The sequence below is a fragment of the Lacrimispora sanguinis genome, assembly GCF_044987295.1.
GTDB classification, from domain to species: Bacteria; Bacillota; Clostridia; order Lachnospirales; family Lachnospiraceae; genus Lacrimispora; species Lacrimispora celerecrescens_B.
On the sequence record NZ_CP173277.1, the window covers coordinates 3,148,048 to 3,167,013 of the forward strand.

14 protein-coding genes are annotated in these 18,966 nt (G+C 48.8%); 13 read left to right on the forward strand and 1 reads right to left on the reverse strand.

Annotated elements, in window-relative coordinates; translation table 11 throughout:
• Positions 1 to 16: 16 nt before the first annotated feature.
• The 10 genes from ACHZES_RS14620 (at position 17) to ACHZES_RS14665 (ending at position 10,379) form a co-directional block, all read left to right on the forward strand.
• Complete coding sequence (locus ACHZES_RS14620; protein WP_227178487.1) at positions 17 to 451, forward strand: PrgI family protein; 435 nt, start codon at positions 17 to 19, stop codon at positions 449 to 451.
• Positions 411 to 2,798, forward strand: a complete 2,388-nt coding sequence (locus ACHZES_RS14625; RefSeq protein WP_008791945.1) for a VirB4-like conjugal transfer ATPase, CD1110 family — start codon at positions 411 to 413, stop codon at positions 2,796 to 2,798. The genes ACHZES_RS14620 and ACHZES_RS14625 overlap by 41 nt, the downstream gene beginning before the upstream one ends.
• A gap of 3 nt (positions 2,799 to 2,801) precedes the next feature.
• Positions 2,802 to 4,538: a C40 family peptidase gene (locus ACHZES_RS14630; protein WP_227178489.1), complete on the forward strand. Its 1,737-nt coding sequence runs from the start codon at positions 2,802 to 2,804 to the stop codon at positions 4,536 to 4,538.
• A gap of 14 nt (positions 4,539 to 4,552) precedes the next feature.
• Positions 4,553 to 4,810 carry a DUF4315 family protein gene (locus ACHZES_RS14635; RefSeq protein ID WP_117418651.1) on the forward strand — a complete coding sequence of 86 codons (258 nt, stop codon included), beginning with the start codon at positions 4,553 to 4,555 and terminating at the stop codon, positions 4,808 to 4,810.
• Positions 4,800 to 5,876, forward strand: a complete 1,077-nt coding sequence (locus tag ACHZES_RS14640; protein ID WP_117418650.1) for a CD1107 family mobile element protein — start codon at positions 4,800 to 4,802, stop codon at positions 5,874 to 5,876. The genes ACHZES_RS14635 and ACHZES_RS14640 overlap by 11 nt, the downstream gene beginning before the upstream one ends.
• Positions 5,877 to 6,009: 133 nt before the next feature.
• A complete protein-coding gene (locus tag ACHZES_RS14645; protein WP_039121379.1) occupies positions 6,010 to 6,555 on the forward strand; it encodes an AAA family ATPase in 546 nt (181 codons plus the stop codon).
• 93 nt (positions 6,556 to 6,648) lie between these two features.
• Positions 6,649 to 8,724 carry a type IA DNA topoisomerase gene (locus tag ACHZES_RS14650; protein ID WP_117418649.1) on the forward strand — a complete coding sequence of 692 codons (2,076 nt, stop codon included), beginning with the start codon at positions 6,649 to 6,651 and terminating at the stop codon, positions 8,722 to 8,724.
• Positions 8,721 to 9,566, forward strand: a complete 846-nt coding sequence (locus tag ACHZES_RS14655; RefSeq protein ID WP_117418648.1) for an LPD16 domain-containing protein — start codon at positions 8,721 to 8,723, stop codon at positions 9,564 to 9,566. The genes ACHZES_RS14650 and ACHZES_RS14655 overlap by 4 nt, the downstream gene beginning before the upstream one ends.
• 13 nt (positions 9,567 to 9,579) lie before the next feature.
• Complete coding sequence (locus tag ACHZES_RS14660; RefSeq protein WP_117418647.1) at positions 9,580 to 10,176, forward strand: YodL domain-containing protein; 597 nt, start codon at positions 9,580 to 9,582, stop codon at positions 10,174 to 10,176.
• Positions 10,173 to 10,379 carry a transposon-transfer assisting family protein gene (locus tag ACHZES_RS14665; RefSeq protein WP_002578948.1) on the forward strand — a complete coding sequence of 69 codons (207 nt, stop codon included), beginning with the start codon at positions 10,173 to 10,175 and terminating at the stop codon, positions 10,377 to 10,379. The genes ACHZES_RS14660 and ACHZES_RS14665 overlap by 4 nt, the downstream gene beginning before the upstream one ends.
• 48 nt (positions 10,380 to 10,427) lie before the next feature.
• Here ACHZES_RS14665 and ACHZES_RS14670 read toward each other — a convergent pair whose 3' ends face one another.
• On the reverse strand, positions 10,428 to 11,021 hold the full coding sequence (locus ACHZES_RS14670) for a hypothetical protein (protein ID WP_395547263.1): 594 nt from the start codon (positions 11,019 to 11,021) through the stop codon (positions 10,428 to 10,430).
• A gap of 163 nt (positions 11,022 to 11,184) precedes the next feature.
• Here ACHZES_RS14670 and ACHZES_RS14675 point away from each other — a divergent pair, with 163 nt between their 5' ends.
• The 3 genes from ACHZES_RS14675 (at position 11,185) to ACHZES_RS14685 (ending at position 18,841) form a co-directional block, all read left to right on the forward strand.
• Positions 11,185 to 11,523 carry a TnpV protein gene (locus ACHZES_RS14675; protein ID WP_118199520.1) on the forward strand — a complete coding sequence of 113 codons (339 nt, stop codon included), beginning with the start codon at positions 11,185 to 11,187 and terminating at the stop codon, positions 11,521 to 11,523.
• Between the two features lie 734 nt (positions 11,524 to 12,257).
• Entirely contained in the window at positions 12,258 to 18,509 is a 6,252-nt protein-coding gene (locus tag ACHZES_RS14680; RefSeq protein ID WP_404820392.1) for an SNF2-related protein, read from the forward strand.
• Positions 18,509 to 18,841, forward strand: coding sequence for a plasmid mobilization protein (locus ACHZES_RS14685; protein ID WP_009257939.1), 333 nt, complete (start codon positions 18,509 to 18,511; stop codon positions 18,839 to 18,841). Before ACHZES_RS14680 ends, ACHZES_RS14685 begins: the two co-directional genes overlap by 1 nt.
• Positions 18,842 to 18,966 lie beyond the last annotated feature (125 nt).

Consider the following 18,966-nt stretch of genomic DNA (forward strand, 5'->3'; position numbering starts at 1 on the left):
GGAAGGAGGAAATTGTTTGGCAGCGTATATTCCCGTACCTCGTGACCTGACGAGGGTAAAAACAAAAGTGTTCTTTAATCTGACGAAACGGCAGTTACTTTGCTTTGGTGCGGCGGCGCTCATTGGAGTGCCGATTTTCTTTCTGGTCAAAGCAACCGGAAATGTGAGCCTTGCAGCACTGTCCATGATGATCGTCATGTTGCCATTGTTCTTTCTGGCAATGTATGAAAAGGATGGTCAGCCGTTGGAGGTGGTTGTAGAACACTTCATTCAGACTAAATTCGTTCGTCCCAAGGTTCGCCTTTATCAGACGGACAACTATTATGATGCTTTGATGCGTCAGTACAAACTGGAAAAGGAGGTTGAACGAATTGTTTTTCAAAAAGAAGCCGCAGGCAAGAAACATCAAAATGCCTGCAAATCTGAATCGGAAGCAGCAACGAGAAATTAAAGCTGTTGTGGAACGGGCAAAGAAGGACAACGGTATTCCGCAGACTGCACAGCAGTCCATTCCCTTTCAGAGAATGTTCCCGGATGGCATCTGCCGTGTCACTGACAGCTATTACACCAAGACCATTCAGTTTCAGGACATCAACTATCAGCTGGCACAGCAGGAAGATAAGACTGCCATCTTCGATGAGTGGTGCAGTTTCCTGAATTTCTTTGACAGCTCCATCCACTTCGAGCTTTCCTTTATGAATCTGAGCACCGATGCCGAGAGCTTTGAAAAGAGTATCCGCATCCCGTTCAAGAAGGACAGCTTCAATCCTGTCCGTGCCGAGTATAGCCAGATGCTGAAAAAGCAGTTGGCGCAGGGCAACAACGGTTTGACCAAAACCAAGTACCTGACATTTGGCATTGAAGCCGAATCCATGAGACAGGCAAAGCCGAGACTCAACCATATCGAAAACGATCTGCTCAATAACTTTCGTCGTTTGGGTGTCATTGCCACTACCATGAACGGCAAAGAGCGGCTGCATCTGATGCACTCCATGTTCCACATGGGCGATAACGATAAGTTCTTCTTCGATTGGAAGTATCTTGTGGAGTCCGGGCTGTCCGTAAAGGACTTCATTGCTCCGACGGCATTTGCCTTTAAGACCAACCGCACCTTTCAGATGGGCAGCATCTTCGGCTCGATGTCCTATCTGGCAATTACGGCATCAGACCTGTCTGACCGTATGCTGGCGGATTTTCTGGATATGGAATCTACGCAGATCGTAACCATGCACATCCAGTCGGTTGACCAGACTGCGGCGATTAAGACCATCAAGAGAACCATCACCGAGCTTGACCGTTCCAAAATCGAGGAACAGAAAAAGGCGGTGCGTTCCGGCTATGACATGGACATTATCCCGTCTGACCTTGCTACCTATGGCAAAGATGCGAAGTCGCTTCTGAAAGAATTGCAGAGCCAGAACGAGCGAATGTTCATGGTGACATTTCTGGTGCTGAACACCGGGCGCACCGAGCAGGAACTGGAGAACAATGTGTTCCAGGCACAGAGCATCGCCCAGAAGCATAACTGCAATCTGCGTCGTTTGGATTTTCAGCAGGAATCCGGGCTGATGAGCAGTCTGCCTTTGGCACAAAACCTGATTGAGATTCGTCGTGGCCTGACTACCAGTTCCACGGCTATTTTTGTGCCTTTCACCACGCAGGAACTGTTTCAAAATGGTGGGGAAACGCTCTATTACGGGCTGAATGCCCTGTCGAACAACCTGATCATGGTGGACAGAAAGAAGCTCAAGAACCCCAACGGACTGATTCTGGGTACTCCTGGTTCCGGTAAGTCCTTTTCCGCAAAGCGTGAAATCACCAATGCGTTCCTGGTTACGGATGACGATATTATCATCTGCGACCCCGAAGCGGAATATGCGGCTCTGGTTCACAAGTTCAATGGTCAGGTGGTAAAAATCAGTTCCTCCAGTACCAACTATATCAACCCCATGGACATCAACCTGAACTACTCTGAGGATGACAACCCGGTAGCACTGAAAGCCGATTTTATCCTGTCCCTCTGTGAGTTGATTATGGGCAGTAAGGATGGCTTGCAGCCTATCGAAAAAACGGTTATCGACCGTTGTGTGCATCAGATCTATCAGAGATATTTCGACAATCCTGCTCCTGAGAATATGCCGATCCTTGAGGATTTGTATGATGCCCTTCTGAAGCAGGACGAAAAGGAAGCCCACCATGTAGCGACCGCCTTGGAAATCTATGTTAAGGGTTCTCTGAAACTGTTTAACAACAGAACCAATGTGGATATTCAGAATCGTCTGGTGTGCTTCGACATTAAGGAGCTTGGCAATCAGCTGAAGAAAATCGGTATGCTGATCGTGCAGGATCAGGTCTGGGGGCGTGTAACTGCCAACCGTTCTGCCGGTAAATCGACCAGATATTATATTGACGAGTTCCATCTGCTTCTGAAGGAAGAACAGACGGCAACCTATTCCGTAGAAATCTGGAAGCGATTCCGTAAATGGGGCGGATTGCCGACCGGTATTACCCAGAATGTCAAAGACCTGCTTCGTTCCCCGGAGATTGCCAACATCCTCGAAAACTCTGACTTCATCTATATGCTGAATCAGGCAAGCGATGACCGAAGTATTCTGGCGCAGCGGCTGAACATTTCGCCGCATCAGCTGTCCTATGTAACCAACTCCGGTGAGGGCGAAGGGCTTCTGTTCTATGGCAATGTGATTCTTCCGTTCATTGACCGATTCCCGACCGATCTGGAACTGTATCGCATTATGACCACAAAGTTAAACGAGGTGGCACAGGAAAAGGAGGCGTAATGTATGGCGAAAAGACCTACACGACTCCGTTTTACCGAAGATGACCTTGCAGATTCTCATGTGAAGAAAGCTGCCGACCGTGCAGATAAGGCGGTTGATAAGGCTGAAAAAGCGGCAGACAAATTGGCTTCCAAAAAGGCAAAGCCGAAGCTGAAGCTGGAAACAGATGCAGCCGGTTCCCGTAAAGCAAAGCTCCGTTTTGAAAAAGCGGAGTTTACGGAAATTGAGCGCCCATCTGTGGCAAAGCACATGGCAAGCCGTGGTGCCGCAGTCACTCTCACATCCAAAGCACATCGGGCGGTGTCAGAATATGAGGATGATAATATCGGTGTTCAGGCTGCGCAGGAAACGACCAAGGCTGTTGAATCCACTGCCTATACTGTCGATCATGCCGTTTACAGCCATAAGCTGAAAGCCTACGACAAGGCAGAAAAGCTGGTTGAGAAGTCGGATAAAGCCAATGTAAATGCCCTGTATGAGAAGTTCAAAAAGGACAACCCCGATGCCGCTTCCAATCCCATTTCCCGTTGGCAACAGAAAAGGGCAATCAAAAAGGAATATGCTGCCGCCAAAGCCGGTAAGAATACCGCTTCGACAACGGCTTCTGCATCCAAGGGTGCAGGCAAGGCAACGAGCAAAGCAGCTCAGGGAGCCAAGAACATCACAGAGAAAGTAACGGAGTTTTGCACCACACACTCTAAAACGATTCTGTTTGTTTTGATTGCTGGACTGCTTTTTATGATTCTCTCTGGGATGTTCTCGTCTTGTTCGGCTATGTTCCAAGGCGGCACACAGATCGTTCTGGGAACTTCTTTTACCGCAAAAGAGGAAGATATTATCGGTGCGGACAATGATTACAAGGCTTTGGAAGCTGCGCTCCGCAATGAAATCAATAATATCGAGCGTACTCATAGCGGATATGACGAGTACCGGTATGACCTTGATGAAATCAACCACAATCCTTATGAACTTGCGGCATATCTGACGGTAAAATTCGAGGACTACACCAGAGATGAGGTGCAGGCTACCCTGCAATGGCTGTTTGAGCAACAATATGAGCTGACCCTCACAGAAGTAGTAGAGATTCGTACACGAACAACATCTTCTACTGATCCCGAAACGGGAGAGACAACAACAGAGGAAGAAGATTACGAATATTATATTCTGAATGTGAAGCTCAGAAATAAGGGCTTGAACAGTGTGATTTCAAATTCCGGCTTGTCGGAAGATGATATGGAGCGATATAGAATTTTGCTTCAGACAAGGGGCAACAGACCGGATATTTTCGGAAATGACATTTACGCCACCCCTGGCGGTGAGTACACCGATTATGATATTCCGGGTGAAGCGCTGACAGACACAAGATTTGCCAATATGATTCGGGAAGCAGAGAAATATCTGGGATACCCGTATGTGTGGGGCGGCAGCAGCCCGTCTACCTCCTTTGACTGCTCCGGGTTTGTTTCCTATGTAATCAATCACTGCGGAAACGGTTGGAGTGTTGGTCGTTTGACCGCAAACGGTTTGATGGGCGTATGCGACATTATCCCGAAAAGCTCAGCCAAGCCGGGAGATTTGATTTTCTTCCAAGGCACCTATGATACCTCTGGTGCATCGCACGTTGGTATTTATGTCGGCAATGGTATGATGATCCACTGCGGAAACCCGATTTCTTACGCTTCTATCGAATCGAATTACTGGCAACAGCATTTTTACTGCTTCGGCAGAATCAGAAATTAAAGGAGGGATGGCGATTGAGTGCCAAGTTAGACAGAATAGGTGCAGACCTTGAAAAAGCCCGTAAGAAGCGGGCAGAATGGGATGCTAAGGTGAAAGACCTGGAACGCAGATACCGTGAGGAGGAAAATTCCGAAATTCACGAAATGGTTCATGCTGCGAACCTGAATCCCGAACAGCTTTCCGAGCTGCTCCGTATGTTTGCAGCGGATATGGCTCCGAAGCCTGATACGATCAATACTATGAATGAGGAGGAACCGCAGAATGAGATTTAAGAGATTCAGTGCCATGTTGCTGGCACTTGCGATGTGCATGGGTGTGTTTTCGACAACGGTGTTTGCCTACTCCGATGAGAGTGCAACAACCACTACTACGGGAAAGGCGGAAACCGTGGAAACAGTCCCTGAGAAAACCGAAGATAAGACTTCCGAGGAAGTTCCCTACACCGTGACCGTCAATGAGGATGGCACGGTGGTTTTCTCTTTCAATGGTAAAGAATGGACTTACGGTGCAGAGGAATCCGAGGATAATAACATGGGAACTGGCAAGGTGGTAACGAGCGGTTCCCGTTTGAATGTGCGTACCGGTGCAGGCATGAATTATGAAATCATCGACCAGCTCCGCCCCGGCGAGGAAGTTGTGGTAGTCGGTGTTGAGGGTGACTGGTATCAGATCACTGTACCTGAAAAGAACGGTTATGTTCACAGCGACTATCTGGAACTGATTGAAAAAGCCGAGCAGAACAGCGAAATGGATATGGCGCTGCTTATGATGTTTATGAGTGCGTTCATGCAGAACACGGACACAAGCGAACCTGCCCTTACTCCTGACGGCAATCTGACTCTGGTTGACGATGTTGGTTCACCTACGAAAAGTGGAAAGCAATTCATTACTGCCGTTACCAAAAACGGAAACTATTTCTATATCATCATTGACCGTGATGATAAGGGCGAGGAAACCGTGCATTTTCTGAATCAGGTAGATGAAGCCGACCTGCTCAAGCTGATGGACGAGGAGGAAGTTGCAGAGTTCACCAAGCCGGTTGAGGAAACAAAGCCGGAAGTAGTTGAAACAGTTCCTGAAATTACAGAACCGGCACCGGAGGAAAAGCCGAAATCTAAGAATATGCTCCCAGCGATTCTTACTCTGATTGTGCTTGCCTGTGGTGGTGGATTCTTCGTATTTAAGAAAGTTCAGGAAAAGAAGAAGGAACAGGAAGCGGCAAAGCCTGACCCGGATGCTGATTATGTGGACGATGACGAGGACTATGGATACGATCCGGAGTTTGAGAACGATGATGCAGATAGCTCCGCCGATGAAGATGATAATGAGCCTGTGTAAGCAGGATAGGCTTGATGCCTGTGGCAACCTTCGGGTTGCCTTTACATATAGAAGTAGTTTTTCAAAAACCGATGTGATATAATTTGTAGCATAAACGAAAAGACAAATCGGAAGTTGTGGAGGTAAAATATAGATGAATCAAGGTAGAATTATTGTAATCACAGGTGCGCCGGGGACAGGAAAAACTACAACGGCATCTGCTGTTGCAAAAGAATCAGATTTGGAAAAGTCTGTGCATATGCACACAGATGACTTTTATCATTATTTGAGTAAAGGGGCAATACCACCGCATTTGCCAGAATCAAATGAGCAAAATTTGATTGTCATTGAAGCGTTTTTAGAAGCTGCGAAGCGATATGCTCGTGGTGGATATGATGTAATTGTAGATGGTATTGTAGGACCGTGGTTTTTAGAGCCGTGGCTCAACATTGTTCAAGAGCATTATGAAGTACACTATATCGTTCTAAGGGCAAGTAAAGAAGAAACTATGAAGCGAGCTATCGAACGCTCAAAGTTAGACAGAGAAACAAATATTGAATTAGTTGAAACAATGTGGAAGCAATTTTCCAATTTAGGAATCTATGAATTAAATGTTATAGATACAACTACGCATTCAATCAAAGATACTGTTTCAGCAGTAAAAGAAAAAATAGTAAGCGGTACGGCTTTACTATTTTAGACAATTCCAGCTTGTCGAACTGAATCAATTTTACATAGCAGTCATGCACTACGGTGTGTGGCTGCTTATTTTTTGCGAAAGGAGCAGATGCAAATGAAATTAGTTTTGGCTGAAAAGCCCTCGGTTGCACAGAGCATTGCCAAAGTGTTAGGTGCTGCCAAGCGTGAGGATGGCTACTTAGAGGGAAACGGATATGTGGTCAGTTGGTGTGTGGGGCATTTGGTGGAGCTGGCACAACCGGAAGCCTATGATGCGAAGTACAGCAAATGGGCTTATGCAGACCTGCCTATCTTCCCGATGGACTGGCTGTATGAGGTTTCTGCCGGTACGAAAAAACAGTTTGGGATTCTGAAAAAGCTCATGGCCAGAGAAGATGTTGCGAGTCTTGTGTGTGCAACAGATGCCGGTCGTGAGGGCGAGCTGATCTTTCGATTGGTGTACCATAAAGCCGGGTGCAGAAAGCCGTTTGAGCGGCTTTGGATTTCCTCGATGGAAGATGTAGCAATCAAGGCGGGCTTTGAAAATCTCAGGTCTGGAACTGAATATGATGCTTTGTATGAAGCAGCACTGTGTCGAGAGCGAGCCGACTGGATTGTTGGCATTAACGCTACTCGACTTTTTTCGACCCTTTACGGGCAGACTCTGAATGTCGGTCGTGTTATGACCCCTACCCTTGCTATGGCTGTCATGCGGGAAGCTGCCATTTCTGCATTCAAGCCCGAACCGTTCTACACAGTTCAGATTGGATTGAATGGTTTTACGGCTGCAAGCGAACGATTCAAAACCGAGGAAGCAGCGGAAGCTGTCAGACAAGGCTGTTCGGTGGCAATCGTTCAGAAAGCTGAATGTAGGGAGAAAACAGAAAAGCCGCCTGCGCTCTATGACCTGACCAGTTTACAGAGAGAAGCCAACCGTGTGCTTGGTTACACGGCACAGCAAACCTTGGACTACACCCAGAACCTCTACGAAAAGAAACTGGTCACTTATCCCCGTACCGACAGCAGATTCCTGACGGAAGATATGGCACACAGCCTGCCCGACCTCGTAAAGTTGGCTTTCCACACATTCCCCGTGGAGGATGTGGATAACATACCCGTTCATGCAGAGCAGGTTGTGAATAACAAAAAGGTCACAGATCACCATGCCATCATTCCGACCAGAGAATTGCGAAAATGCAATCTGAGCGAACTTCCCAAGGGTGAACTTGCAATTTTGCAACTGATTTCCAATCGGCTGTGTGTTGCAGTGGGAGATCCACACCGATACGCAGAGACAGTCATTGAACTGGACTGCGGCGGCACAGCGTTCTCCGCAAAGGGCAAAACCATCGTGCAGAACGGATGGAAGGCTTTGATTCAGAAGGGTTCTTCGACAAAAAACGACGAAAACGTGCAGGCACTCCCTTCTGTTTCCGTCGGTGACGAAATGATTGTCAGCGGCACGGAAATCAAGGAAGGGAAAACTTCTCCCCCAAAACACTTTACCGAGGATACGCTACTTTCTGCAATGGAAACTGCCGGTGCGGACGAAATGCCTGATGAGGTGGAGCGCAAAGGTTTGGGAACTCCTGCGACCCGTGCCGGTATCATTGAGAAGCTGGTTCGTATCGGTTTTCTGGAGCGTAAAGGCGATAAGAAAACAAAACACCTGATTCCGACTCACAAGGGTACGGCTCTGGTAACGGTCATGCCGGAACAGATTCAGTCCCCATCTATGACGGCGGATTGGGAAGAAAAATTGTTGCTCATTGAAAAAGGCGAATATGCCAGCGAGGATTTTATGGACGAGATCAAAGATGTGATTGCCGGTTTGATTCAGAACTATGAAGTGATCCGTGATTCCGAGGTTCTGATGTCGAAAGAAGCCAATTCTATCGGTAAATGCCCACTCTGCGGCAGTGCTGTAGAGGACAAGTCCAAGGGATACTTCTGTTCTAATCGAGGGTGCAGGTTTGCCCTTTGGAAAAACAATCGTTACTTTGCGAGTATCGGCAAGAGCATGACTTCTGCCACGGCGCAGAAACTGCTCGGTTCCGGCAAGGTAAAGCTCAAGAATTGCAAGTCTGAAAGGACAGGCAACACCTTTGATGCCACCGTCTTTATGGAGGTATCGGAAGATGGCAAAACGAAGTTCAGTATGGAATTTGAAAATGGAGGAAAGCGCAAATGACAAATGAGTACAACCCGGATGGTAAGGAAATCCGATTTATCGACAGCCACTATAAGGACTTGTTCCGTATTCCTGACGGTGGCTGCATCCAGATTCACTATCCCGATGAGACCGTCGTAAAGCCTTGTACATTCATCGACGAGTACCACACACAGATTGGATACAATGTGTTTCATATCTGCCAGTTTGCAGAGATTATGGAGCGCAACGGTGCAAGCTATATGGCGGAGCCTGAAATTATGGGCGATGAAGCCGCATGGAAGGTTGGAAGGGACAGAATCCTTGCGGTACAGACCTGCGAAGATGGTTACGACTACACCCTATTAGATGAAAACTACAACGAGATTGATGGCGGTCAGGTCGATAACCCTGAACTGTCCATGATCGAAGTCCGCCAGGATATTCTGGAATCCTTTGGATTGGAGCGCCGGGAGCTGCGGGCGATGTTCTATGAGGATGTCATGGAGCAGGCTTTTGAAGTCGGCAGACAGGCGGTGGTGGTCAATGACCCTATCGCAGAGCTTGCTTTTAAGCTCGACCGTTTTGCAGAGAACTTCGACCCCTATGAATATATGGATCAGGTCGATGATGTGCAGGCGCATATCCAAGAAATCAAGGCGGATCTTGCCGCTGGTAATACGGCTCCGTATCGTGAGTTTCTGAATACAGCCATTGCAGAATCCCGTGAGGAAACTGCGGTTGAGGTTGCCAAAGTGCTGAAAAGTCAGCTGGATAAGATCGACTCTCCGAAGCATGGGTCGGTCATGGAAAAACTGGCACAGGCCGCAGAAAAAACTGCGCCTGCCAGTCCCTCCCCCAAACGCAAAGAACCTGAACGATAAGGAGGACACTGATATGAAAAACGAAAAATGGGATGATATTCACGGAAATACCACCCCGGATGACAGAATGGTTGCTTTTCTGGAAAGCCCCACGGATTCTTATGCGATTCTTCAGCTGCGGGAAGATGTAGACGATAATATCCCGCTCATGTTTGCAAATTACAGCTACCTTCAAAAGAAAGAAATGGAGCCTGAGATTGACCGTTACGAGGTGGTCTATCATGGCTCCATTTCTGTGTCCGAGGATGTGGATCGGCAGCTGGAAGATTTGTATGTGAAGTTCAATATTGACCACCCGAATGATTTCCGTGGTCACAGCATGTCGGTCAGCGACATCGTAGCCTTAAAGGTAGCCGGTGAGGTATCCTTTCACTATGTAGATTCTGTCGGGTTTCAGAAGCTGGAAAACTTTATGAAGTCCGAAAACTACCTGAAAAACGCAGAGATGGCAATGGAAGATGATTATGGGATGATTGACGGCATCATCAATAACGGAAAAGCGCCTGGATTAGAGGAACGCCCTTCGGTATTGGAGCAGTTAAAGGAAAAGCCCGTGCCGGATGTTGCCCATAAGCCGCCCAAGAGCCACCCGGAAAGGGAGATTGAATGATGGATTTCACACAAGATGAGCGGAACATGATGATGCTTTACAGCCCTGGCACAAGGTCAGGGCTGTGTGAAGCACTGACACTGATGAAGGAACAGCTTTCGGAGGACGAGTCAGAGCTTTTTGCTTTGGCAGACTCTGTTCTCCGTAAAGTTTCAGCCATGGACGATGCCGCCTTTGAAAAGCTGAACCTTTATCCGGATTGATAGGATTGGAGGGATACAATGAACGCAAAAGAGCGATTTTATTCCGGGTTAGCAAAAGAAACGATTGGGAAAATCACCTCGAACACAGATAACTGGACTTCGTTTTTGAGAACGATGTCCCGCAACTATGAGTTCACCTATCCGGAACAGGTGATGATTTATGCCCAGCGCCCCAATGCGACCTTTTGCAAGCCTTATGAGGACTGGAACGCTGAAAATTACCGTAGATATGTAAAGCGTGGCTCTACCGGTATTGCCCTGTTTGTGATGAACAAGGATAAACCGTATCTGCGCTATGTGTTTGATGTGGCGGATACCGGCGTTCGCCGTTCTTCCCCGGAACTGAAACCGTGGGAGGTGACGCCTGAAAACCGCTCCTATGTCATGGAAGCGATGGAGCGTACCTTCGGTGTTGCCGCTGACGGGGTGCTGGAAGCACAGCTTGAAGATATTGCATCTGTACTGGCGGCTGAGTATTGGGACGATTACAAAAAGCAGCTCCTCGACATCGTTGCCAACAGCTTCCTTGAGGAGTATGATGAACTCAACATCGAAGTAGCTTTCAAAAATGCGGTGACAAACAGCGTATCCTACACGATGTATTGCCGGTTCGTGGAAAGTCCCGATAACTACTTCGAGCATGAGGATTTCCAGAAGGTGTTTGATTTTAACACCAGACAGACGGTAAATGCCCTTGGTACTGCGGTGAATGCCATCAGTACAAGGATGTTTCAGGAAATCGAAAAAGCGATTGGAGAACATGAGCAGATCAGAGCTGCTGAAAGGAGTGCAGATTATGAGCGAGATGACTTACAGACAGGCAGGAGATTATCAGATTCCGAACCTTCAGTTGGAGAACGAGGGAGAGAAACCTCTGGGCAAGTACGGCAGGATGCGTCGAGCATTTTTGGAGCAGAACAATCCGATGCTCCTGAACGACATGATTCTGACGGAGAGCCTGTTCCCACACCTGTGGGAGATCGAGGAAACGGCGAAAGCCAGAGTGGAGTTTCTGATGGAGCAGTACCTGAAGGACAGCCCCGCACCGGACAAAGAAACGCAGCAGATGGCGTGGGTACAGCACATGAACAGCCTGAAAGCACAGGCAGAGGAAGTCGTGATGACGGAGCTTATCAACAGCTGAGTCTGAACCTTTTCCTCTCCGAAAATGAACAAATCAGTTTTATCGACCGAGCAGAGAGCTTTACGCCCTCTGCTTTTTCTTTTGCCCAGGAAGAAATCGACCACTTTCTTCTGCTTGGCAGCAATACCGATGAAGCCCGAAAAGTCGTAGCGCTGGAATATATGAAGCAGAAGCCGCTGGAAGAAATTGTCCAGACCTTAAAGCAGGTCTATCACGGCGGTTATGGTCTGAAAGAAGATAGTGGGAATATCTGTGCGTGGTATGCCGAGGACGGTATCCATCTTGCCAAAGGTTCCTCTGCCATTGACAGCCCCAGGGCGCAGATCGTTTCTTGGGAAACGGTTGCCGAGCGCATTGGAGAACTTCTTGAAAATGGTCAGTTCGCAACTAATGTGGAACTGGTAGAAGCGCCCGGATATGAGCGTCAGAAGCTGGCAGAATCCCTGTGGCATCTTTATCACGATTTGAGTGAAGAAGCCCGTACCAGTAACTATCTGGCAATTCTCCATCAGGAACCGTTTCGTGGTTTCCCTGATGAAACCGCAGATTTGGCTGAAAAGTTGGATGACCCTCGTTTCCACGCAACCTTGGTGCAGCAGTATTCGGAATTCAGAAAAGCCCTTGCGGAAAATCCCGATCTGCTTCGTTTTCACTATCACAAACTGAATCTCATCCAGAAGCAGCTGTATGAACTGAATCTGCCTTTGCGTGAGTATCAGACCGATATGATGCAGATGCCCCTTGTCCGCCAGTTCATTACGGATGACGAAGTCAATGCAGACTTGACCCGTGGAAGCGGCTTTTCCGGTGGCAAAGCCCGTATTTATAACTACTGGCAGGAGAATCATTCTGCCAAGGAAAAGATGGACTTCCTGAAGCATGAATACGGAACCGGTGGTCATTCCCACGCTTGCTCCGGCGCAACGCACAGCGGTCAGGATCACGATGCCAAGGGTGTTGCTTACACAAAGAGTGGCTGCGATAAATTGCAGATGTCCTGGGCGCAGGTGGTGCAGAGAATCGACGGTCTGATGCGAAAGGGACGCTACCTCAGTCCGGAGGAAGAAGCGGAACGACAGGCTATCGAAGAAGCCAAGGTTGATCCCTTGGAAGATGTTTATGACCGTTTCGCAGTAATTGATACCGAGGATGGCGAATATGCAATCTGGGATAGCCAGACTGATGACTACTATGTAGATCCGGAAGGCGTTACGGAATATTTCACGGATGAATGGCTTGCTAATGACTATCTGGAGGAAGTTCGTCAGTCCGTAGCTGCGATGGAGTCGGTTCAGCCAGAAGCGCCTGTGGCAGAGTCTGCCGAAGTTGTGGAAGAACCCGCCCTTGAAGAACCGGCATGGAACTATCAGGTCGGTGATACGGTATATTTGGACGATACTGCTTTCCGTGTGGAGCAGATCACGGACAGAGAGGTTCAGCTGCGTGACCCTTCCCTTGCCTATCCGATCTTCCGTGCCGAGAATCGTGAAAACTTTGAGCGTATGCTCTCTCAGGATGAGAAAAACGCTGCGTTAAGGACAGTTGCAGAGAAACATCCGAACGAAATTGTCCCTGAAACAGAACAGGAGCGCCGCTATCTGGTTGCCGCCTATCATCACTTTGAAAACGGCTTCGATGATAAACTGGACTACTACACTCTGGAAGAAGCGGAAAAAGCCGCCCAGGGCTATGTGGACGGAACCATGGAGGATGACGGATTCAAGTACGATGGTGCTGCCGTTTACGATCAGCAGGAGCATAAGTGCATCCGTATCTACGGGGACTACCCTGACGAAAAGGCACACGCACAGGTCAGAGCCAGTGCGGAACCCGAACAGCAGGAACCGGAACACTTCATCGACCATTTTTATGTTGCCGAGGATATTCAGAAGCGGGGGGCGCTGGACATCAAGGAATACAGTTCCTTTGATGATGCCCTGCGAGCCTACTATGCACTTCCTGACACGCAGAGAAAAGCCCTGGGTGCAATGGATACCAGAGATCTGCCGGGTAGTCTGGACTTCGTACAGTGTGTAGATGGCAATGACACCATCATTCAGGATTATGCCAAGGTGGACGGATGGCAGAATGCCGAAGTCATGGACATTATCGCTCAGCTTGAGCAGTCCATCACCACCAGAGAAATCCCACCTGTTCCTGCGGTGAACTTCCACATCACGGATGACAACATCGGTGAAGGTGGACCGAAGCAGAAATTTGCAAGAAACATCGCAGCCATTGAAACCCTGTTCAAACTGGAAAGTGAGAACAGGAACGCCACTTCCGAAGAACAGGAGATTTTGTCGAACTATGTCGGTTGGGGCGGTCTGGCAGATGCCTTTGACCCGGACAAGGGAAATTGGGCGCAGGAGTATCAGACACTGAAAAACCTGCTTTCCGAGGATGAATATGCTGCGGCAAGAGCTTCCACCCTGAACGCACATTACACCAGTCCCACGGTCATTCGCTCCATCTACGATGCGGTCGGACAGATGGGCTTTGAAACGGGAAATATTCTGGAGCCTGCCATGGGTATCGGCAACTTCTTTGGTATGCTGCCCCCTGAAATGCAGAGCAGCCGCTTGTATGGTGTGGAACTGGATTCCATCACCGGCAGAATTGCTCAGAAGCTCTATCCCAATGCAGAAATCAAAGTGGCTGGCTTTGAAACGACAGACCGCAGAGACTTCTACGATCTGGCTGTGGGCAATGTTCCTTTCGGCAACTACAAAGTGTCCGATAAGCCTTATGACAAGCTGGGATTTTCCATCCACAACTATTTCTTTGCCAAGGCTCTGGATCAGGTTCGTCCCGGTGGTGTGGTCGCTTTTGTGACAAGCCGTTACACCATGGATTCCAAGAACTCTGACGCAAGGCGATATATGGCGCAGAGGGCGGAACTGCTTGGTGCAATCCGTCTGCCAAACGATGCCTTTAAGAAAAACGCAGGTACGGAAGTTGTGTCCGACATCCTGTTCCTGCAAAAGCGTGACCACCCGATTGACATTGTTCCGGAATGGGTAAATCTTGACCGCACCGAAGAAGGACACACCATGAACAGCTACTTTGTCACTCATCCTGAAATGGTTCTGGGCGATACGGTGGAAGAAAGTACCGCCTACGGTATGGATATTACGGTGCGTCCCATTGAGGGCATGGAACTGTCCGAACTTCTGAAAGAAGCAGTTTCCCATATTCAAGGAACCTATCAGGCGGTGGAACTTCCCGAATCTGACAAGGGCAAGGAAATCGAAACCATTCCTGCAACCCCGGATGTAAAGAATTTCTCTTATACTGTGGTGGATGGTGATGTGTACTTCCGTGAAAACTCCTTGATGCGCCGTGTAGAGCTGAACGAGAAAGCAAAAGACCGTGTGATGGGCATGGTGGAACTCCGTGGTATCGTCAACCAACTGATTGAATATCAGCTTGAGGATTACCCGGATGAAATGATTACGCAGAAGCAGGCAGAACTGAATGATGCCTATGATGCGTTTGCCACAAAGAACGGGCTTATCAATAACCGAGCCAACGGTCAGGCATTTGCCGACGATTCCTCCTACTATCTGCTGTGTTCTCTGGAAAATGTGGATGAGGACGGCAATCTGAAAAGCAAGGCGGATATGTTTACCAAGCGAACCATCAAGCCGGAACGCAGAGTGACGAGCGTAGATACTCCGTCCGAAGCGCTGGCAATCTCCATTGGTGAGCGTGGCAAGGTGGATCTGCCGTTTATGGCGCAGCTGCTTGGAACGCCCGGAGAATATGATGCGATTCAGGCAGAGCTTCGAGGGGTGATCTTCAAAGACCCGATGGCTCCCGATGCTGTGGAAGTTGGATGGCAGACTGCCGATGAGTACCTTTCCGGTGATGTAAGAAGCAAGCTGCGTGTCGCACAGATGGCGGCAGACAGGGATTCTTCCTTCCGCATCAATGTGGAAGCCTTGCAGAAAGCACAGCCGAAGGACTTGGATGCGTCCGAGATTGATGTGCGTTTGGGTGCAACATGGATTGATGCCGATTATATTCAGCAGTTTATGGAGGAAACCTTTGAAACGCCGTATTACTTGCGCCGTTCCATTGAGGTCAAGTTCTCCGAGCTGACCGCAGAGTGGCGCATCAACGGTAAGAGTTCTCCCAACTACAACGATGTGGCGGCGTATGTCACCTACGGTACAGAGCGAGCCAACGCATATCGGATTCTCGAGGAAACGCTGAATCTGAAAGATATTCGTATCTATGATACGATTGAAGATGCAGATGGTAAGCAGAAGCGTGTTCTCAACAAAAAAGAAACTACCCTGGCACAGCAGAAACAGCAGGCAATCAAGGATGCGTTCCGAGATTGGATTTGGAGAGATCCCCACAGACGAGAAACCCTTTCCACCAAGTACAACGAACTTTTTAACTCCACCAGACCTCGTGAGTATGATGGCTCTCATATCCGCTTCGGCGGCATGAACCCGGATATTACCCTCCGTGAACACCAGAGAAATGCTATCGCTCATGTGCTATATGGTGGAAATACGCTGCTTGCACACGAAGTTGGTGCAGGCAAGACCTTCGAGATGGCAGCATCGGCTATGGAGAGTAAACGGCTTGGATTGAGCCAGAAATCCCTGTTCGTTGTGCCGAATCATCTGACTTTACAGTGGGCAAATGAGTTTCTACACCTCTATCCGAGCGCCAAGCTCCTTGTTGCTACCAAGAAGGATTTTGAAACAGCAAACCGCAAGAAGTTCTGCGCTCGTATCGCAACGGGTGACTATGATGCAGTCATCATCGGTCACAGCCAGTTTGAAAAAATCCCGCTTTCTGCTGAACGGCAGGAACGGCAGCTGCGGGAGCAGATTGATGAGATTGAGGGTGCGATTGCGGAGCTGAAATGGCAGCGTGGTGAAAACTTCACGATCAAGCAGATGGAGAAAACACGAAAATCACTGGAAGCCAGACTGGACAAGCTCCTTGCCGCAGACAAGAAGGATGATGTTATTACCTTTGAGCAGTTGGGTGTAGACCGGCTGTTTGTGGACGAAAGCCATGCGTTCAAAAATTTGTTCCTCTACACAAAAATGCGAAATGTGGCAGGTCTGTCCACCTCCGAAGCTCAGAAATCTTCGGATATGTTTATGAAGTGCCGCTATATGGATGAGCTGACCGGCGGGCGTGGCGTGATCTTTGCAACCGGTACTCCCGTAAGCAACTCGATGACCGAGCTTTATACGGTCATGCGCTATCTCCAGTACAGTACACTCCAGCAAAAGAACCTGACCCATTTTGATTCCTGGGCATCGACCTTCGGAGAAACAACGACTGCGATTGAGCTTGCACCGGAAGGAACCGGCTATCGTGCCAGAACCCGATTTGCGAAGTTCTTCAACCTGCCTGAACTGATGAATATGTTCAAGGAGGTTGCTGACATCAAGACCTCTGACCAGTTGCATCTCCCTGTTCCCGAAGCAAAGTTTGAAACGGTTGTGGTTCAGCCATCTGAGTATCAGAAGGATATGGTGGCTTCCCTTTCAGAGAGAGCTGCGGATGTTCATGCTGGTATTGTTGACCCATCCGTCGATAATATGCTCAAGATTACCAGCGACGGGCGAAAATTGGGATTGGATCAGCGGCTGATGAACCCTCTGTTACCCGATGACCCTGACAGCAAGCTCAATGCCTGCGTAGGAAATATCCTTCGCATCTGGCAGGACGGTCAGGCTGACAAATTGACCCAGTTGGTGTTCTGCGACCTTAGCACACCAAAAAATGATGGAACCTTCAATGTCTATGATGATGTCAAAACTAAGCTGATTGCAAACGGTGTGCCTGCGGAAGAAGTTGCCTTTATCCATGATGCAGATACCGAGGCAAAGAAAAAAGACCTCTTTGCAAAGGTTCGTACCGGACAGGTGCGGGTGCTGCTTGGAAGTACGCAAAAGATGGGCGCAGGAACCAACGTCCAGGACAAACTGGTGGCAGTTCACCACTTGGATGTAGGCTGGCGTCCGTCTGATATGACCCAGAGAAATGGTCGTATCATCCGTCAGGGCAACCGGAACAAAGAGGTTCAGGTGTACCAGTATGTGACCGAGGGAACCTTCGATGCCTACCTGTATCAGACCTTGGAAAACAAACAGAAGTTTATTTCTCAGATCATGACCTCCAAATCGCCGGTTCGCTCCTGTGACGATGTGGACGAGCAGGTGCTGTCCTATGCGGAGATCAAGGCGCTGTGTGCCGGCAATCCGCTTATCAAGGAAAAGATGGACTTAGACATTGATGTGGCAAGGCTGAAGGTGCTGAAAGCTGACCATCAGAGTCAGCAGTACCGTATGGAAGATAAACTCCTGAAATACTTCCCGGCTGAGATTGAAAAGCAGACAGGCTATATTCATGGCTTTGAAGCTGACATCAAAACCGTGGAAGCACACCCGCAGATTGCTGAGGGCTTTTGCGGCATGGAAATCATGGGCAAAGCCTACACCGAAAAGGCAGATGCCGGTGAAATCCTCCTTGCGGCTTGCAAGGACACGAAAAGCGCCGATCCGGTTCCGCTTGGCATTTACCGTGGCTTTCAGATGGAGCTTTCGTTTGACAGCTTCCGGAACGAGTTTGATGTGACCCTGAAGGGCGCTGTGAGCCATAGAGTAGCCCTTGGCACGGATGCACGAGGAAATATCACCCGACTGGACAATGCCCTTGCAGGCATTCCTGAGCGCTTAGAACGAGCCAATGAACAGCTGAATAATCTCTACAATCAGCAGGAAGCAGCCAAGGCGGAGGTTGGAAAACCGTTCCCGCAGGAAGCAGAACTGGCAGCAAAAAGTCAGCGACTGGCAGAACTGGATGCAGCCCTGAATATGGAGGACTCTGCGGAAAATCGTGACGAAAGGAGCGAGCCGGAGCGTCCCTCTGTGTTGGCTGATCTGAAATCCAAAGCGGAGCATATTCCGCCTGCAAAATACTCTGAAACCCGAGAGGAGGTGTTGTAATGGCAAAGCGAGACCAGGATGTTCATTTCCTTGCGTCCAAAGAGGAGGTCGAGAGAATCCATGAGAAGATGGACGAGCTTGGCATCCGCAGCATGGGAGCCTATCTGCGTAAAATGGCTCTGGATGGTTACTGCATCAGACTGGATTTGCAGGATGTGAAAGCCCTGGTTTCGCTCCTGCGAATCTGCTCCAACAACCTGAACCAGTACGCAAAGCGAGCGAACGAAACAGGCAGCATCTATCATGCTGACATCGAGGATTTGCAAAAACGACTGGAGGAGATCTGGACGGATATGAGAGAAGTTCTTGTTCGCCTGTCCTCAATCCAGTAATCCGATAACTTGTCGGAAAGTCGCAGTTTCGGCTGCGGCTTTTACATAAGGAAATATTCTTTCATTGGTTGAATTATTCACATTGATACACTACAATATTGTTAAAGAAATTTGTCAGGAAACAG